The following is a 16,063-nucleotide window of genomic DNA, read 5'->3' as shown; positions in this document are numbered from 1 at the left end:
TTTATTTAACCCGCTTAACACGAATTTTTCGGTTAGAATCAGGATCGTTCTTTTTCAAATAAACAGCGTCTAATACACCTTTTTTCAACAAAACACTTTCACCAACTTTAATTTTAAAGTAACCAGAGTCACTCTGTTTCCATTGCTGGCCATTTTTAAAGGTAAAGCGCCATCTACCATATTGATCTTTTTTTAATGTTTCAACAACAAAAACCACTTGTAAATCTTCTTCACTAACGTTAGTTTTTTTCAAATGTTCCGCACCAAAGTTGGCTTCTTTACTTACTGAAGGTGCAATAACAGGATCACGTTTAATTACCGAACCCGCAATAGTTTCCTGTTTAATATTATCAGACGACGAGATTACTTTTTTTGCTAAATCGTCAAAACAAACTAAACGCGCCAGGCTATCATTAACTTTCGCACATTGTGCTAAATTATTTTTTAAATTTTCAGCATTCGCTGAAAGTGAGGCTAACCCAATACATGCCAGTGAAATAAGGGTGATTTTTCTCATTATTATTCTTCCTTTGGTTCAATTTTATCATCTTCTTCATCACGATAATAAAAAGAGGCAATGATTACACCTGCCTCAAAAAGTAGCAGCATAGGTACCGCCAACATGGTTTGCGAAATAATATCGGGAGGAGTTAATAACATCCCCATAATAAAAGCGCCAACAACAATATATGGGCGCTTAGCACGCAAACTGTCAGGGCTTGTTACGCCTGTCCAACACATTAAAATAATTGCAATTGGGATTTCAAACGCCATACCAAAAGCGAAAAAAAGTTTTAGTACAAAGTCTAAGTAACTACTTATATCTGTCGCGATCGTTACCCCTTCAGGTGCTACAGAAGAGAAAAAAGCAAAAGCAACAGGGAAAACAATGTAGTAAGCAAAGGCAATACCGCCATAAAACAACAATGTACTACCAAACATTAGTGGTGCAATTAATCGCTTTTCATTTTGGTACAAACCAGGCGCTATAAAAGACCATAACTGAAACAAAATATATGGCATGGCGACAAAGATTGCTAAAACAATGGTCAATTTAAACGGCGTAAAAAAAGGTGAGGCAACATCAGTTGCAATCATTTGTGTACCGGTCGGCATCACTTCAAGTAAGGGTTGCGCAACATATTGATAGATATCTTGGGCGAAGTAGATCATACAACAGAACACCACTAACACCCCTAAGACGGCATGCAGTAATCGTGTTCTAAGTTCGAGTAAATGATCAAATAAGGTGTAGTTTTGCTTAGCGCCTGAACTCATTAATCCTGCTTTTCAATTTTTTTATCGTCAAGAGACTCAGCGTCTTGAGGAGAGTTGTCTTTTTTATCTTCTGTTTGATATGGGCTATTTACCATCTCTGCAGCTTCTTGTAGCGACTTTACTGAAGCTGCAACTTCTGGTGATAAATCTTTCATACCAGATTGTTCAGCTTTTTTTAAGTTTGCGTGTAGCTCTTGGATGCGCAACTCTTCAGAAAGTTCATTCTTAACACCATCACTAAAACTACGAATACTATTCATCCAACCACGAACCGTTCGAATAGCGACAGGTAACCGCTCTGGCCCAAGTACCACTAGGCCAATAATCGCGATTAAAAGTAATTCCCAAAAGCCAATATCAAACATTAGGCTTGATCTTTCTCTTTTTCAGCAACTTTACTTTGTTCAACTGACTTATCCGCTAAACTATCTGCTTCAGTTGTCTCATCTTCTTTTTTAGCCGTATCATCTGTTACAGCATTTTTGAAACCTTTAACCGCCGACCCCAAATCAGAGCCCAAATTACGTAATTTCTTAGTGCCAAACAACAACACGACAATCACTGCAATAATTAATAATTGCCAAATACTTATACCGCCCATAAAAAACCCCTATAATTTAATTGAATTCATTATAAAGTTTATAGAAAAAAAATCATCAACTGATATGCTAAATAATGAGGTAAAACAAATTTTGATAAAAATGTATTGTAAAAAATTATGTTGTAGGTGCTTTAACCTAGCTTTATTTTACTCTGCATTTGCTACATCAGTAATGGCAAACGAAGCGCAAGACGCAAAAAGCCCAGCTGAAACAAAAGATGATCACTGGATGCAAGGATTGCACGAAACGGTTTCGAATTCTGTTTATCAATCAGCACAATGGTTCGATAGTTTTTTTGTTGCAAATGATAGTGAACAACAGCAACAACCTACCACAACGGCTAAAATTCGCTTTGCTTGGTTACCAAAAAGTCGTGATTGGAATGATATCGAAACTCGCTTTCGCATCCGAGTAAAACTGCCGCACCTACAAGATAAAGTTAGTATAGTGCTTTCAGATGAAACAGATGATGAGCTTAATAATTTACCGTTAGAATCGGTAAACACTAAACCTGAAACTGAAGATGAAAAATTTTCCCTCGCACTTAATTACACCGAAGAAAAAAGTAAAAAAAAGCTAATAAATTATCGTCTTGGTATATCAGGTGGTGATATATTCGCTCGTGCAAAGCATAATCGTCGTTTTGATTTTTCTGAACAACAGGGATTTCTAGTTGAGCCATCACTTTATTACTACCTTGGTGATGGGCTAGGCGCAAAGCTGCTGCTCGAATATGACTACCAACTGAGTGCAAAGTCACAATTTCGTATTAACTATAGTATTCGTGGCTCTGCCGCTTTTAGTGGTATTCGATGGAAACACGGTATGTATAAATTGCATCAAATTGACGAAAATACCGCTTCAGTAATCAGCTTACAAGTTGAAGGGGAGCGTAATGGTGCGCGTGGCTTTGTTATTGATAACTACACATTAGGCTACCGCTACCGATTTAATGCCCTACGCGATTGGCTGTTTTTTGAAGTTGAACCATTTTTAGAGTTTCCTGAGCAAGAAAATTATACCACCACACCAGGTATTGCTTTAAGAGTTGAAGGTTTTTTCCATAAAGGTTAACCAAAGTTATAACTATTAGGTTAGGCTCGATACATTTCAATAACGTTATCTTCAACTTTTTCTTTAACAATTTTTCCTGGTCGGCTGATATGGTAGCCTTGACCAAACTCACAGCCAACAGTTTGCAACTTCTGTAACATTTCTTCAGATTCTATGCCTTCTGCCACCAAACGATACCCAAAGTTAGTACCTAATTCATGCAGCGCTTTTACCAAAGATAAATTCTTTTCATTGTGATTTAAACTGCGAACGAAACTACGATCAAGCTTTATAAATTCGAAAGGGTAATTATGAAGGAAATTAAATGATGATAAGCCAGCACCATAATCATCTAGCGCGAGTTTGACACCAAACTCTTTCAGTTTTCGCAAACCTTTTAATGCTAGTTCAGTATGACGAGCAAAAGCAGATTCATTGAATTCTAAAATCAGGCGTTCTGGTTCAATGGTATTAACACTAATTAATTCAATAAGTTTTGCTAACTGGTTTGCTTGAGTTAAATGACGTCCTGACAAATTGACACCAATATACGCGTGTTGATATTCGTTTGATTGTTTCCAAAGCTTTAATTGCAAACACACTTCTTCAATCACCCAAGTTTCAATTTCCAAAATCATGCCGGTTTCTTCCGCCATAAATAGAAACTCACTTGGCGTCAATAAACCTTTTGTTGGGTGCTGCCAGCGCAGTAAAACTTCAAAGCCTAAGGTGTTGGTCAGCGATAAATCAGAAATTTGTTGGTAATGTAACTCAAATTGTTTACTTTTAATCGCTTGTCTTAATTCTTGTTCTAAAGTCATACTAGCAATAAGTTGTTCACGCATACTGTCGTCAAAAAATACGTAACGGCCTCTACCTAAGCTTTTTGCTTGATACATAGCAGCGTCTGCATCACGTAAAATTTCATTAGCATCTTTATAGCTGACACGACTTTGAGCAATACCAATGCTGGCGTTCGAATAAAGTGTGTGCCCTTCAAGATCAAAAGGTTGTTCAATAGAGTTAATAATACGTGAGGCGATTTCTTCTACATCTTCTAAGGATTGTAGTGAATCTAATAACACAACAAACTCATCTCCGCCTAAACGCGCAAGAATATCGTTATCTCGGACACAATCACGTAATCTATGAGAAATCTCAATCAAAAATTGATCGCCAGCATGGTGCCCTAATGTGTCATTGATCATTTTAAAACGGTCTAAGTCAATAAATAAAACAGCAAATCTATGATTAGGATGACGCTTTAAGTGTCGAATAGAGTAAGTCAGACGATCAGAAAACATTGCTCGGTTCGGCAACTGTGTTAAAGCATCATGGTGGGCCTCGTGATACAAGCGAGCTTCTGCTTTTCGACGCTCTTCTATTTGCATTCTCAAATTAAGGTTTGTTGCTTGTAGCTCTTGCGTGCGTTTATTAATAACTTGCTCTAATGCTTCATTACTTTTTAGCGCTTGCTGTTGCGTTTTATGACGTAATATTGCAACAGAAATATGATGGCTGATAAAGCGCATTAACTCTAAATCTCTACTTTGATAGGCCGACTCATCCTGATAATGCTGTATGGCAATAACCCCAAAAATTTCACCTTGATCTGATAATGGCGCAGCTAACCACGATTTAGGTAATTCATTTTCAGGATAATTCAAAGTAAATGGTCGCTGAGTTATTTCTCCTTGGGACGCTAAGGTATAAACCACATTTTCTGTTAACAAAACGGGTTTAGCAGTACTAATTGCTAACTCTGACAAGCCATTACTGAGCTTTCTCGTTTTTGGTGGTGCAAGTTTTTCATCACAATAATAAGGGAATTCTAATTGACATTTATCTTCAGACAGCAAAGCGATATAAAAATTATTAGCGGCTAATAATTTTTTTACTTCATGATGTAGCGCTTGATAAAAATGCTCAATAGCCTGAGTTTTAGCCGTTAGCTCAGAAACATTTAACAAAACTTGGTGAGTTTTGACGGCTTGTTGACGTTCAACAATTTCTCGTTGTAATTGCTGATTGGTTTCAGTCAACTTCAGAGTCCGTTGTCGAATACTCGACTCTAGTAATTCTCTACTACGTACTCGGTCAATTGCAGTGACTAAATGTTCAGCAATAAACTCTAAAATCTGACAGTCGCGTTCGGAAAAAAATAACTTTTCATCGTAACTTTGCAAGGCAATAACGCCAATCACTTGCTGGCCACGCATTAATGGTACGCCTAACCAATCAACACAAACCGAGCCATATAAAACAATTTCATCAGCTTTCGCTAGCGCCATTCTTTCATCGGCAGAGCAGTGCAGTGGTTGTCTTCGCTGTAGAACCAACCCAGTTAAGCTTTTCCGCCAATCAGCTAAATCAACATGTTCACGTAATCGCATCTCAACAGGGTTGTGACAATAGCTTAGTTGTAATTCATCGTCGGAATTTAATAAAGCAATATGAAAACTATCAGTAACAAGTAAAGTTTTGATAACTGATTCAAGGGCGTGATAAAACGCATCCATGTCGGTTACTGTGCTAGCCAACTCTGACAGCTGCAGTAAACCTGACTGCATGGTTTTAAGTTGTCGATATTTTTTTAATAACGACTTTAATTTCGGAAGTTGGCGTATCGCATGGATATTATCCTTCGCCCCTGATCCCATTACGGAAATTCCATCTTTATTAGTATTATTTTTGTACGTTTAGTCTATCAAAATAAAAAATTTTCGCTAGACCTTAGTTACAATTATTCTAGATGATTAGTTATATATCTCACTTTAATCGTAATTATTTACATACATAATTAAAAAACGGTGGCATTGCCACCGTTTATCATCAAACTAAAAAATGCCAAATGTTAAAAGCTATAAGAAGTACTTACAAACATAGTACGGCCAACCACATCATAAATACTTGGCACTGTGCCCATATCATTACCACCCAATACTTCTTCTGGTTCTGTGTCAAAAGCGTTCTTCACACCACCATTAACTGTCCACTGATCATTAATATGATACGAGGCTGAAAGATTGTGATAAATAACATTATCAGTTGAAAACTTATCACCATAGTATTCGCCATCCATACCTTGGATAAACTGAGCGCTATAAAGTACAGTTAAGTCTTCTGTCACAAAACCTTGAACTGATAAGTTAGATTTTATTTCTGAGTAACCACCGATATTACCATCAATAGTGCCTGTATAGTCGGTGTCATCCTGTTCAAACTCAATTAGATAAGTCGTATCTAAGGTAACTTTGAATAAGTCATGGCTAAAGCTAATATTCCAATCAACTCCTGATGTTTTTTGTGAGCCAATGTTGGTCAATGCCGATGTCATGTTTGATAAATCACCATCTGCAGTAACATTAATGGCATCACATGAGGTTTGCATGCCATCAAAACAGGCATTTAACTCCTTTTGTACATCAACTCGACTTATGGCATTAGTAATATCAAATTTCCAATAATCTAGCGTCGTTGATAAACCATCAGCTACCTCCCACACAGCACCTAATGTAAATGATTCACTTTCTTCCGGTTGTAAGTTTGCATCGCTCGTATAATTTACTTTAATTTGGGCATCTTGTTCATTTCCCCACGGGTCACTAAGATAATCAAATGAGCCACTGTTGCCGCCATATAATTCACTAACATTTGGCGCCCTAAAACCTGTTGCTGCGACAGAACGAACCATGAAAGAATCGTTGAAGCGGTAAGTTGCCCCTAATTTCCAAGTCAATTCACCACCAAAAGTAGAATATTCATCATAACGAGTTGCCGCTTCCACTGTTAATTCATCGGTTACCGGCACTGAAATTTCACCATACACCGACTGCACAGAATAGTTACCGTCGGTTGGATCTTGCTGAGCTGCAGTGCTTTCACCATCTTGTGTTACTTGATCTGGTGTGTAGTAACCACTTTCATGGCGAGTTTCAAACCCTACCGCATAGCCAATATCACTTTCCGTAACACCACTGTAGCCAGCGGCTAAGGTAAATTGCTCATTACCACCTTCATTATTTTCTGTATAAATAATACCTTGTGATAATAAAATATCTCGGCTTATAGGATCACCACTAAACCAAAGTGATTGATCCTGATAAATACTATCTTCCATATTGCCCGCATGAATTGAGTTCTGAACGCGGTCTTTTGAGTCATTACGACCATAAGTTGCTGAGATATCCCAAACGGCATCATTTTCTAAATAACCTTTTAAGTCGATTGAAGCACGGTAGGTATCAGTTTCTTGTTCAAATATACGTGGGCCAGCATCCGTCATACGACGACGATACTCTAGTTCTTGTAGTTCTGGTATCAAGCCTTCTCCCATTTCAATACAAGAATTAGGATCTGCTTCTGTTGACTGACAAACAACGAGATCAATACTTGCTGGTTGTGGTGCCATTTGTTGATTTGACTCACGTCGCGTATACATAAAGTCAACACTGAGTTCAGTATCTGAATCTAATTCTGTATTAAAAGCGGTAAAAAAGCTTAACAATTCATTTGGCGTTTGTGCATAACTGTCTTCGGTGTAATCATACGAAGTATCACGATCTTTAAAACCACCATTACCATCAGGCACCTTGCCACCTAGCGAACCTTCAGGAATAAATGATGACTGACCAGGCTCAACAAAATCTCGGTCAGATTGAATAACTTCACCACGGTCAGAATATTGTAAACCGACGACTAAATTGCCATCACCTATTTCTAAACCATGCAAAATGCTAATACCTTTGCTAGTACCATCGCCTTTGTCAGTTTGACTGCCGTCAGCTGTTAATTCCGTACCAACAAAATCTTTTTTAGTAATGATATTAACTACACCAGCAATAGCATCTGAGCCGTAAACCGCAGAGGCACCGTCTTTTAATATTTCAATATTTTTGATCATGGCAACAGGAATTGTATTTAAATCCACCGCTGAATCAGCGCCAGTACCTGAAGACACCATTCTACGACCATTTAACAATACTAATGTACGTTGTGCTCCCATACCACGTAGGTTAACGGTCGCTGATCCGCCAGAGCCATTGTTAGTAGTAGCACCTAAATTAATACCTGCAGCAGTAGGTTGCGCAGATAATATTTCTTCTACAGAATTGTAGCCACTTTGAGCTATAAACTCTGAAGAAATAACGGTAACCGGGCTAGCCGTTTCAACATCAGTACGATTAATACGAGAGCCTGTAACTTCTATTCGCTCAACATCGGCTTGTTTTTCTTCTGCTGCATTAGCTAAATTTACAATCGATAATGAGCTTGCGGTGCCTGCTATTAAAGCAATGCTAATAGCATTACTTAAGTTTTTCTTTGAATACATCTAAATCTCCAACATCAATTAACATCTTTATTATTTATTGGCTTGTTATCGCCTAAATTCATCTTGCGATAAAAGTTCACTCAGGTTTGTTATTTAATGTTGGAGAGTTGTTTTAACTGGCATAACGATGTTATTTGACGTTAAATCGTTACATTTAACTAACAGGTAGTACCAATTTTTCTAATTCACTAGGAAAAAATGGCATAAAAAAACCGGCTAAAGCCGGCTTTAAATTGAATGCTTATCTAGGCTTTAAGCTGCCATTGCACCTTTTAACTTAGCTAAAGCGTTTTTCTCTAACTGACGAACACGCTCCGCCGAAATATCATATTTATTAGCAAGCTCTTGCAACGTTGACTTATCATCAGTTAACCAACGCGTGCGAATGATATCTTGGCTGCGTTCATCAAGACCGACTAAAGCATTACTTAATCTTTGGTTTGCATGCTGCTCCCAATTTCGGTCTTCAACTTCAGTGGCTAAATCAGATTGTTTATCTTCTAAGTATTGGGCAGGAGAATAACTACCGGCACCAACATTATCATCATCATCATTGGATAACTCAAAAGCTTGATCTTGATTGCTCATTCGAGATTCCATTTCAAGCACATCTTTGGTACTCACACCAAGCGTTTCAGCAACGTTATTTACTTCGTCATTACTAAACCAGCCTAAACGTTTTTTATTCTTTCTTAAATTGAAGAATAACTTACGTTGTGCTTTTGTTGTTGCTACTTTAACGATACGCCAGTTTTTCAGTACAAATTCATGAATTTCTGCTTTAATCCAATGAACAGCGAAAGAAACTAAGCGAACACCAACTTCAGGATTAAAGCGCTTAACCGCTTTCATCAAGCCAACATTACCTTCTTGTACTAAATCAGCCTGCGGCAAACCATAGCCGGCGTAGCCTTTAGCAACATGAATAACGAAGCGAAGATGCGACATAATAAGCTCTTGTGCCGCTTGTAAATCGTTTTCAGAATATAAACGAGTCGCTAACTCATGCTCCCTTTCAGCAGTCAGCATAGGAATGCTGTACGCCGATTGCACGTATGCTTCAATGCTGCCACTTTGTGGAACTGTTAGTGCCATCGATTGCATTGTATCACTCATTTAATAATAACCTCTTTATCTAACCTAGCTCGCGATTATAACACAAATTTTGTTACTACCACGACTTAATACGCCAACATTAGCTTAGAAGACAGGGGGAAACAATAGTCTCTTTCGAATTTTCTATTAAAAATTTGTTAAACTTTGTCACTGAGTAGAAAATCAATAGTAATAACAAGGTGATGTTAAGGTCGTAAACGATCCTCTAAATGCGCTAAATTAATCTGCGGTAGGTTCAATAGCGCGAATATGTTGACGAACAGAAATAAAGCTCCCTAACAAACCTAAACTAATAGCAACCATTTGTAGAAACATAAATTCATAAAAAGATAGCCCAGATAATACAAACTGGCTTTGGTATAAGTCGGTTAGCTGTGTCAGGGCTCCCGAAAGATAACTTGCTAAAATCGCCACACATATACCGGCAATTATACCGCCCAGAACGCCATACCAAATCCCAGCATACAAAAATGGCCGCTGAATAAAGCTATCGGTTGCTCCCACCAATTTCATAACCGCAATAGCATCTTTTTGATTTAAAATCGCCAAACGTATGGTATTGCCAATAATTAACACCACAGATAAACAAAGCAACAGGGCGATGCCAAGCACCATATCTTCAATTAACGCGGCCATTGCTTCTAAGCGAGTTAACCATTCTAAATCAAGCTTACCTTGTTCAACTTCTCGCTCTTTTTCTAGTTTTACTAATAATTCTCGGGCAGCCTGAGCCTGACTAAAGCGTTTAGAGGGTGTCACTAGCACCGTAGCGGGTAACGGATTGGTATCTAAATATTCTAACGCCTGACCAAAACCTGAAATTAGCTTAAAATCACGTAACGCTTGCTCTGCAGAAATATAAACAACCTTTTCAACTTCAGGATACAACTGCACACGTTGAACAAAGTTTTGTGCCGCTTTGTCGGCGGTAGATAGTTTCAAAAACAACGTAATTTCTGAGGCAGAATCCCACTGTTCAGTCACGGCTTGAGTGTTTTTAACAAACAAATGTAATGTGGCAGGTAAGGTTAAACTAATGCCTAACACTAACACTGTCATTATCGAGGTAAACGGTGTGCGCCATAAATCTCCAATGCTACCTATGGCTTGTTGTAGATGGCGGATAACATACGCGGTCAAACGTCCAGTCCAACCCAATTGATGATTGTGTCGCCTAAGATTAGCTGCCATCAGCATGTCCATCCGCTTGCAAGCCATCAACAATGCCGTCTGTAATCATATGGCCTTGTTTTAAGGTTAAAGTGCGATATTTCATCCGTGCGATCAAACCTAGATCATGGGTAGCAATTAACACACTTACGCCCATATCGTTAAATTCTTCAAACAAGCGGATAATATCTAACGACAATTTCGGATCTAAATTCCCGGTTGGTTCATCGGCCAGTAATATTGGCGGCTTATTTACAATGGCACGTGCAATACCTACACGCTGTTGTTCACCACCAGAAAGCATATAAGGGTAGCATTTAAGCTTACTCGAAAGGTGCACCTTATCAAGCGCAGTCTCTACCCGTTTACGGGTTTCTTTCTGACTATAGCCTTCGATAATTAACGGCAATGCAACGTTATCAAATACGGTACGATCCATCAGCAAATTATGATTTTGGAAAATCATGCCTATACCGCGACGTACATAAGGTATTTGTTGATACTTAATTGACGATAATTCGGTACCATTAATTTCAATACTACCGACACTTGGCTTTTCCATCATACTCATTAACTTGAGTAAGGTACTTTTGCCTGCGCCAGAATGCCCCGTTAAAAACGCCATTTCGCCAGCAGCAATAGCAAAGCTCACTTGCTTGAGTGCTAAAAAGCCGCCGGGATATGTTTTACTTACGTTGTTAAATCGGATCATTACCGTACTTATTAATTATTGTTATTTTATCTCGCTAATATTAACGAAAATTAGCTTTCTTCGGTAAATAATGCATCAATAAAATCATCGCCGTCAAATGGGCGTAAATCATCAATACCTTCACCAACCCCTAAGTAACGAATAGGAATGGCATGTTTATCGGCGACAGCAAACACTACACCACCTTTTGCGGTGCCGTCTAACTTAGTTAATGTTAAGCCTGTTAAGCCAACCGCTTCATCAAATAATTTGGTTTGGCTTAAAGCATTTTGTCCAGTGCCAGCATCGATAGTCAACATCACTTCGTGGGGCGCATCAACATCAAGTTTTTTCATCACACGAACCACTTTTTTCAACTCTTCCATTAAGTGGCCTTTATTCTGTAAACGTCCAGCAGTATCAGCTATAAGTACATCAACACCACGCGCTTTAGCAGCACTAATGGCATCAAAAATAACTGACGCACTATCAGCACCAGTGTGCTGCGCAACAACCGGAATATCATTACGTTCGCCCCAAACTTGCAACTGCTCAACGGCAGCAGCACGGAAAGTATCACCTGCGGCTAACATCACCGACTTGCCTTCCGCCTGAAACTGTTTTGCCAGCTTACCTATAGTCGTAGTTTTACCGACACCATTCACACCCACCATTAAAATAACGTATGGGCCATTTTCTGATTTAATAACTAAAGGTTTGCTGACAGGTTCGATAACCTTTTTCAATTCAGCTTTTAATAAATCATAAAGTGCTTCTGCATCTTTCAATTGGTTACGTGATGCTGATTCGGTTAGTGAGTCAATAATTTTAGTGGTGGTTTCAACACCCACATCTGCTAATAGCAAATGTGTTTCTAACTCTTCAAATAGTTCTTCATCAATTTTTTTACCACGGAATAAACTGAATATTCCGCCGCCTAGATTCTGACGGGTTTTGGTTAAGCCTTGCTTTAATCTTGCAAAAAAGCCAAGTTTCACCTCTGGCTCTGGCTCTGGCTCTGGCTCTGGCTCTGGCTCTGGCTCTGGCTCTGGCTCTGGCTCTGGCTCTGGCTCTGGCTCTGGCTCTGGCTCTGGCTCTGGCTCTGGCTCTGGCTCTGCAACAGTTTGTTCAACTGGAGAGTCTTGGCAAGTATTATCATGTAAATTTGAGGCATGTTCTTGCCCTGACTCAACATCACTGGCCACTACATTTTCATCAACAGTATCACTCGATTCGATACCTTGCGTATTTTCTACTACTGACTCTTCTTCAGTAACTTTTTCTTTCTTCCCAAGACCTAACCAGGAAAACATACCTTTTTTCTTCGACATAAATCTATTACAGCGCTAATTTAATGAATAAAACAACCCTTTAAGAATGGCTTATTCATGAGTTCAGTTGGTATTCGCTACCAAACAAGGATAAAATTGTCGATATAGTATCACCTTACCTGCCGACAAAAAACAAAAGCTGTTGAAGTTATGAGCAAACTCAAAAAACAATCAAACAAAAGTGCTGCAAAAGGCAGTATTCGCATTATTGCCGGTCAACATCGTGGTCGAAAGCTACCAGTATTGATGGCTGACGGTCTACGTCCAACAACAGATAGGGTCAAGGAAACCGTTTTTAATTGGCTCATGCCTTACATACAAGACGCAACCTGCCTAGATTGTTTTGCTGGCTCCGGTGGCTTAGGTTTCGAGGCACTTTCGCGTGGGGCTAAATCTGTCACCTTTATTGAACTCAACAAAGGAGCTGCTCAGCAATTGAAAGATAATAGAGCATTATTAAAAGCCGATAATGTTGATGTGCTTTCAACTAATGCCATTAATTTTCTACAACAAAACCAACAAGCCTATTCATTAGTATTCATCGATCCGCCATTTAGAAAGGGCTTGGCTCAACAGGCAGCAGACGCTATTTCACCGCAGGGGCTAACAGAAAACGCATTAATCTATGTTGAAATGGAAAACGATAACAATAATCAAGTGATGCCAAGCCACTGGCAGTTACTTAAAGAGAAAGCAGCAGGACAAGTGGTTTACCGACTTTATCAAAATAATTCGATATAAATTTACACATAAGAAATAGTAATAAAAAAGAGGCGTTAGCCTCTTTTTTATCCAGCAAAATTTATTTTTATTACAAACAAATTATCAGTGCACTGTTGAAGCCGGTTTTGGCAATAACTTCAAGTCATGAAAATCAAAACTAAAATCTGTCGCCCAAGATACCGCTTCCATAGTAACGTAGTTAATACTGCCATCAGGATTTAAGTTAAAATTAACGTAAGCATCTGCTTCAAGTGTTCTATCATCCCAACGAACAATAAAAGTATTATGTTGGTAATGCTCAAGAGAACCACGTAGGGCAGGGGTGTTGCCAAATTGCATCACAAGTCGATTATTTTCTAATGCAATATCTATTTCACCATACCAATTATCAACATAAGTTTGTGCATAATCGCTAAGTGCTAGCGAAGGTGTAGAGTTTTTATCAACGCTCGCTGCAGCCTCTGCCTGTTGTTCTTTTCTCGCTGCATTATAATCTTTCAATTTGCTCTCATAATGCTCAACCCAATTTTTTTCAGGTAACGCCAAAAATTCATTAAGTATTTGCTGCGATAATGCATTAAAAGCAAAACCTGACTGCTGATTCGTTAAAATAACCATAGCAAGATTTTCTTCTGGTACCATAACCACTTTTGACACCATACCTAAAATACCACCAGTATGTTGTATCACTTTAACGCCATGGTAATCTTTTACAAACCAACCTAACGCATAAGCAGTAAAATGAGTTTTATCTTGGTCTGTAGCACTTTGCGGTACAGGTAATAATGTACGAGCTTGCCACATAGCACGACTTTGTTTTTCACTGAATAGTCTTAACTCTTTATCACCATCTTGGCCATACAGTCCTCGATTTAGCTGCGCTTTTAACCACAACGACATGTCATTAACACTTGATGCTACTGAACCTGCCGAAGAAAATTTTTCTAAAAAGTTTCCACCAACCACATGTAATTCACCATCAAGTGGTACATGGGCACGTGCAACATTTTTATTTTCTGAAGGAATTAACGAAAACTTTGCACGAGTATTTTGCATACCCAATTTATCAAAGATTCTTGTTTGAATATTTTCTTGCCACGGCTTACCCGTAATTTTGGCAATAATTTCACCAGCAATCACATACATTAAGTTGTCATAAGCAAATTCACTGCGAAAACTAGACACTTGTGGCAAATGCTTTAAACCTTTAATCACATCTTGGTTAGTTAATGTAGTTTCCGGCCAAATCATTAAATCACCAGCACCTAAACCTAAACCACTATTGTGTGATAGTAGATCTATAATGGTAAATTCACGAGTAACATAAGCATCTGGCATCTGAAATTCAGGAATAATATCAATAATTTTTGTTTGCCACGTTAACTTACCTTCATCAACCAATTGAGCCAATAAAGCGGCGGTCATTGCTTTGGTATTTGACGCCACGCCAAACAAGGTATCAGCTGTCACCTTTTCTGCACTACCGTGTTTTAACACACCAAAGCCTTTACTTAATACCACTTGATCATCTTTAATAATGGCAACGGCAATGCCAGGAACCTGAAAAGCCTCCATTGCCTGAACCACTGATTGCTCAATACGAACAACCTCATTACTTGGCTCGTTGTTCGCAGCATTGGCTAGCGTAAGCGTTGATAAAAATAGTGTACTAATGCACAACCATGAATAAGCTAATCTCATTTATATTCCTTATCGCGCAAACCTGCGCTTATTTTTATTTGTCGTCGAAAATACTATTAATATTCGGCACGTCATGAAACAAAAGTATTTACAATGCGTGACTTTGCTCAACCGAATCAAGCGCCTTAGCTTGCATAAAGTGTTGTTGTGGCAATATATAATTGGCAAAACAAACGAAATAGTTATTGCTCAAATGCTGCTGAACCAAAGATGTTGCTACATAATTCTCTGGTATGTAATCACTAGCTAGATCACTAAATTCAAATTCATTAAAACTCAATAAATCAAAAGATTTTGGCGCCAGTATTTTTAAAAACATTGGTGCTAATGCAATTAAATTAATATTCGACTCAATACTAACGTAACTACTATGTTCTTGCGGTGTAACATGGATGGTAAAATATTGCTTATCTTTAATGGCATTAATCGAATAACCGAAAGGTTTAAAAACAAAGTCATCAAATACAAAATCGATAAACAATTCTTCTAACTGTAAAAATGCTCTTATTTCTGCCGCAGTTAAATCACTACTGGTGAGTTTTTTTGATGCTATTTCACCTATTTGATAAGCCAACAGCTCATAAGTTTTATCACTTTCAAGCGCTTGAAAATCATTTTGTTGATGAAAAATATAATTATGATGACTATCAAGTTCACCGAAACGATGCGCCTTACCTGTAACATGTCGTGCTAAGAGCTTAATATCATCACCAAAAGTGCTCGGTTGCGCATGAGCAAAGTATTCGTTCTTGCGTTGATAGCTAACCTGAGCAATACAATCGACACCCATTTGTTGAATAAAATACTCAACCGAACGTACTAATCTTGTGTTACCACAAGTAATAATTAATAAACGGTCATGCCAAACAAATAAGCTTGATTCCGACAACAAAAAAGCTTTGCAGTGCATATTTTCAATCGATGATAAAATATGTGCATCAGCACATTGCACCAGTTGTTGCCAAAATTCGTCGGCAATATCAGTTAACAAGGAAAGCTGGTCGCGCTCAACAATAATGGTCGCTTTTTTTTCCGAACCTTCAAAAAACAAATAATTATCCTCAGC

14 protein-coding genes are annotated in these 16,063 nt (G+C 38.3%); 2 read left to right on the top strand and 12 right to left on the bottom strand.

What is annotated here, in order from left to right; all coding sequences use genetic code 11:
- Window position 1: 1 nt before the first annotated feature.
- From AC27E9_RS00620 to tatA, 4 genes are read right to left on the bottom strand one after another with little or no spacing between them, the layout of a single operon-like run.
- Window positions 2-517, bottom strand: a complete 516-nt coding sequence (locus AC27E9_RS00620) for a hypothetical protein (protein ID WP_487126312.1) — start codon at window positions 515-517, stop codon at window positions 2-4.
- 2 nt (window positions 518-519) lie between these two features.
- Window positions 520-1,278 carry a twin-arginine translocase subunit TatC gene (gene tatC, locus AC27E9_RS00615; RefSeq protein WP_487126311.1) on the bottom strand — a complete coding sequence of 253 codons (759 nt, stop codon included), beginning with the start codon at window positions 1,276-1,278 and terminating at the stop codon, window positions 520-522.
- Window positions 1,278-1,643, bottom strand: coding sequence for a Sec-independent protein translocase protein TatB (gene tatB, locus AC27E9_RS00610; protein ID WP_487126310.1), 366 nt, complete (start codon window positions 1,641-1,643; stop codon window positions 1,278-1,280). The genes tatC and tatB overlap by 1 nt, the downstream gene beginning before the upstream one ends.
- A complete protein-coding gene (gene tatA / locus AC27E9_RS00605; protein WP_487126309.1) occupies window positions 1,643-1,879 on the bottom strand; it encodes a Sec-independent protein translocase subunit TatA in 237 nt (78 codons plus the stop codon). The genes tatB and tatA overlap by 1 nt, the downstream gene beginning before the upstream one ends.
- A 172-nt stretch (window positions 1,880-2,051) precedes the next feature.
- Between tatA and AC27E9_RS00600 the strand changes: the two genes are divergently transcribed.
- Window positions 2,052-2,954 (top strand): hypothetical protein, encoded by a 903-nt coding sequence (locus AC27E9_RS00600; RefSeq protein ID WP_487126308.1) that lies wholly within the window; start codon window positions 2,052-2,054, stop codon window positions 2,952-2,954.
- 20 nt (window positions 2,955-2,974) lie between these two features.
- Here AC27E9_RS00600 and AC27E9_RS00595 read toward each other — a convergent pair whose 3' ends face one another.
- The 6 genes from AC27E9_RS00595 to ftsY all read right to left on the bottom strand — a co-directional run bounded on the left by AC27E9_RS00595 (window position 2,975) and on the right by ftsY (window position 12,573).
- Window positions 2,975-5,593: a sensor domain-containing phosphodiesterase gene (locus AC27E9_RS00595; protein ID WP_487126307.1), complete on the bottom strand. Its 2,619-nt coding sequence runs from the start codon at window positions 5,591-5,593 to the stop codon at window positions 2,975-2,977.
- 194 nt (window positions 5,594-5,787) lie between these two features.
- A complete protein-coding gene (locus AC27E9_RS00590; protein WP_487126306.1) occupies window positions 5,788-8,265 on the bottom strand; it encodes a TonB-dependent receptor in 2,478 nt (825 codons plus the stop codon).
- A gap of 252 nt (window positions 8,266-8,517) precedes the next feature.
- A complete protein-coding gene (gene rpoH, locus AC27E9_RS00585) occupies window positions 8,518-9,381 on the bottom strand; it encodes an RNA polymerase sigma factor RpoH (RefSeq protein ID WP_487126305.1) in 864 nt (287 codons plus the stop codon).
- Window positions 9,382-9,600: 219 nt separating this feature from the next.
- Entirely contained in the window at window positions 9,601-10,572 is a 972-nt protein-coding gene (gene ftsX / locus AC27E9_RS00580; protein WP_487126304.1) for a permease-like cell division protein FtsX, read from the bottom strand.
- Window positions 10,562-11,263 (bottom strand): cell division ATP-binding protein FtsE, encoded by a 702-nt coding sequence (gene ftsE, locus AC27E9_RS00575; RefSeq protein WP_487126303.1) that lies wholly within the window; start codon window positions 11,261-11,263, stop codon window positions 10,562-10,564. Before ftsE ends, ftsX begins: the two co-directional genes overlap by 11 nt.
- Window positions 11,264-11,313: 50 nt before the next feature.
- A complete protein-coding gene (gene ftsY / locus AC27E9_RS00570; protein ID WP_487126302.1) occupies window positions 11,314-12,573 on the bottom strand; it encodes a signal recognition particle-docking protein FtsY in 1,260 nt (419 codons plus the stop codon).
- A 150-nt stretch (window positions 12,574-12,723) separates the two neighbouring features.
- Between ftsY and rsmD the strand changes: the two genes are divergently transcribed.
- A complete protein-coding gene (gene rsmD, locus AC27E9_RS00565) occupies window positions 12,724-13,314 on the top strand; it encodes a 16S rRNA (guanine(966)-N(2))-methyltransferase RsmD (protein WP_487126301.1) in 591 nt (196 codons plus the stop codon).
- An 84-nt stretch (window positions 13,315-13,398) separates the two neighbouring features.
- Here rsmD and AC27E9_RS00560 read toward each other — a convergent pair whose 3' ends face one another.
- Both AC27E9_RS00560 and AC27E9_RS00555 read right to left on the bottom strand, forming a co-directional pair.
- Window positions 13,399-14,997 carry a serine hydrolase gene (locus AC27E9_RS00560; RefSeq protein ID WP_487126300.1) on the bottom strand — a complete coding sequence of 533 codons (1,599 nt, stop codon included), beginning with the start codon at window positions 14,995-14,997 and terminating at the stop codon, window positions 13,399-13,401.
- Between the two features lie 88 nt (window positions 14,998-15,085).
- The gene (locus AC27E9_RS00555; RefSeq protein ID WP_487126299.1) at window positions 15,086-16,048 is read right to left on the bottom strand and encodes an adenosylmethionine decarboxylase; all 963 of its coding nucleotides are present in this window, start codon (window positions 16,046-16,048) and stop codon (window positions 15,086-15,088) included.
- Window positions 16,049-16,063: the final 15 nt, after the last annotated feature.

The sequence above is a fragment of the Colwellia meonggei genome, assembly GCF_057537295.1.
This window is presented reverse-complemented; position numbering and strand designations above follow the sequence as displayed.

Coding starts and splice junctions, on each gene's coding strand:
- ftsX (WP_487126304.1), bottom strand. CDS start 10,572: ATGGCAGCTAATCTTAGGCGACACAATCATCAATTGGGTTGGACTGGA.
- AC27E9_RS00560 (WP_487126300.1), bottom strand. CDS start 14,997: ATGAGATTAGCTTATTCATGGTTGTGCATTAGTACACTATTTTTATCA.
- AC27E9_RS00600 (WP_487126308.1), top strand. CDS start 2,052: ATGGCAAACGAAGCGCAAGACGCAAAAAGCCCAGCTGAAACAAAAGAT.
- AC27E9_RS00595 (WP_487126307.1), bottom strand. CDS start 5,593: ATGGGATCAGGGGCGAAGGATAATATCCATGCGATACGCCAACTTCCG.
- tatB (WP_487126310.1), bottom strand. CDS start 1,643: ATGTTTGATATTGGCTTTTGGGAATTACTTTTAATCGCGATTATTGGC.
- AC27E9_RS00590 (WP_487126306.1), bottom strand. CDS start 8,265: ATGTATTCAAAGAAAAACTTAAGTAATGCTATTAGCATTGCTTTAATA.
- AC27E9_RS00620 (WP_487126312.1), bottom strand. CDS start 517: ATGAGAAAAATCACCCTTATTTCACTGGCATGTATTGGGTTAGCCTCA.
- rpoH (WP_487126305.1), bottom strand. CDS start 9,381: ATGAGTGATACAATGCAATCGATGGCACTAACAGTTCCACAAAGTGGC.
- tatC (WP_487126311.1), bottom strand. CDS start 1,278: ATGAGTTCAGGCGCTAAGCAAAACTACACCTTATTTGATCATTTACTC.
- ftsE (WP_487126303.1), bottom strand. CDS start 11,263: ATGATCCGATTTAACAACGTAAGTAAAACATATCCCGGCGGCTTTTTA.
- rsmD (WP_487126301.1), top strand. CDS start 12,724: ATGAGCAAACTCAAAAAACAATCAAACAAAAGTGCTGCAAAAGGCAGT.
- tatA (WP_487126309.1), bottom strand. CDS start 1,879: ATGGGCGGTATAAGTATTTGGCAATTATTAATTATTGCAGTGATTGTC.
- ftsY (WP_487126302.1), bottom strand. CDS start 12,573: ATGTCGAAGAAAAAAGGTATGTTTTCCTGGTTAGGTCTTGGGAAGAAA.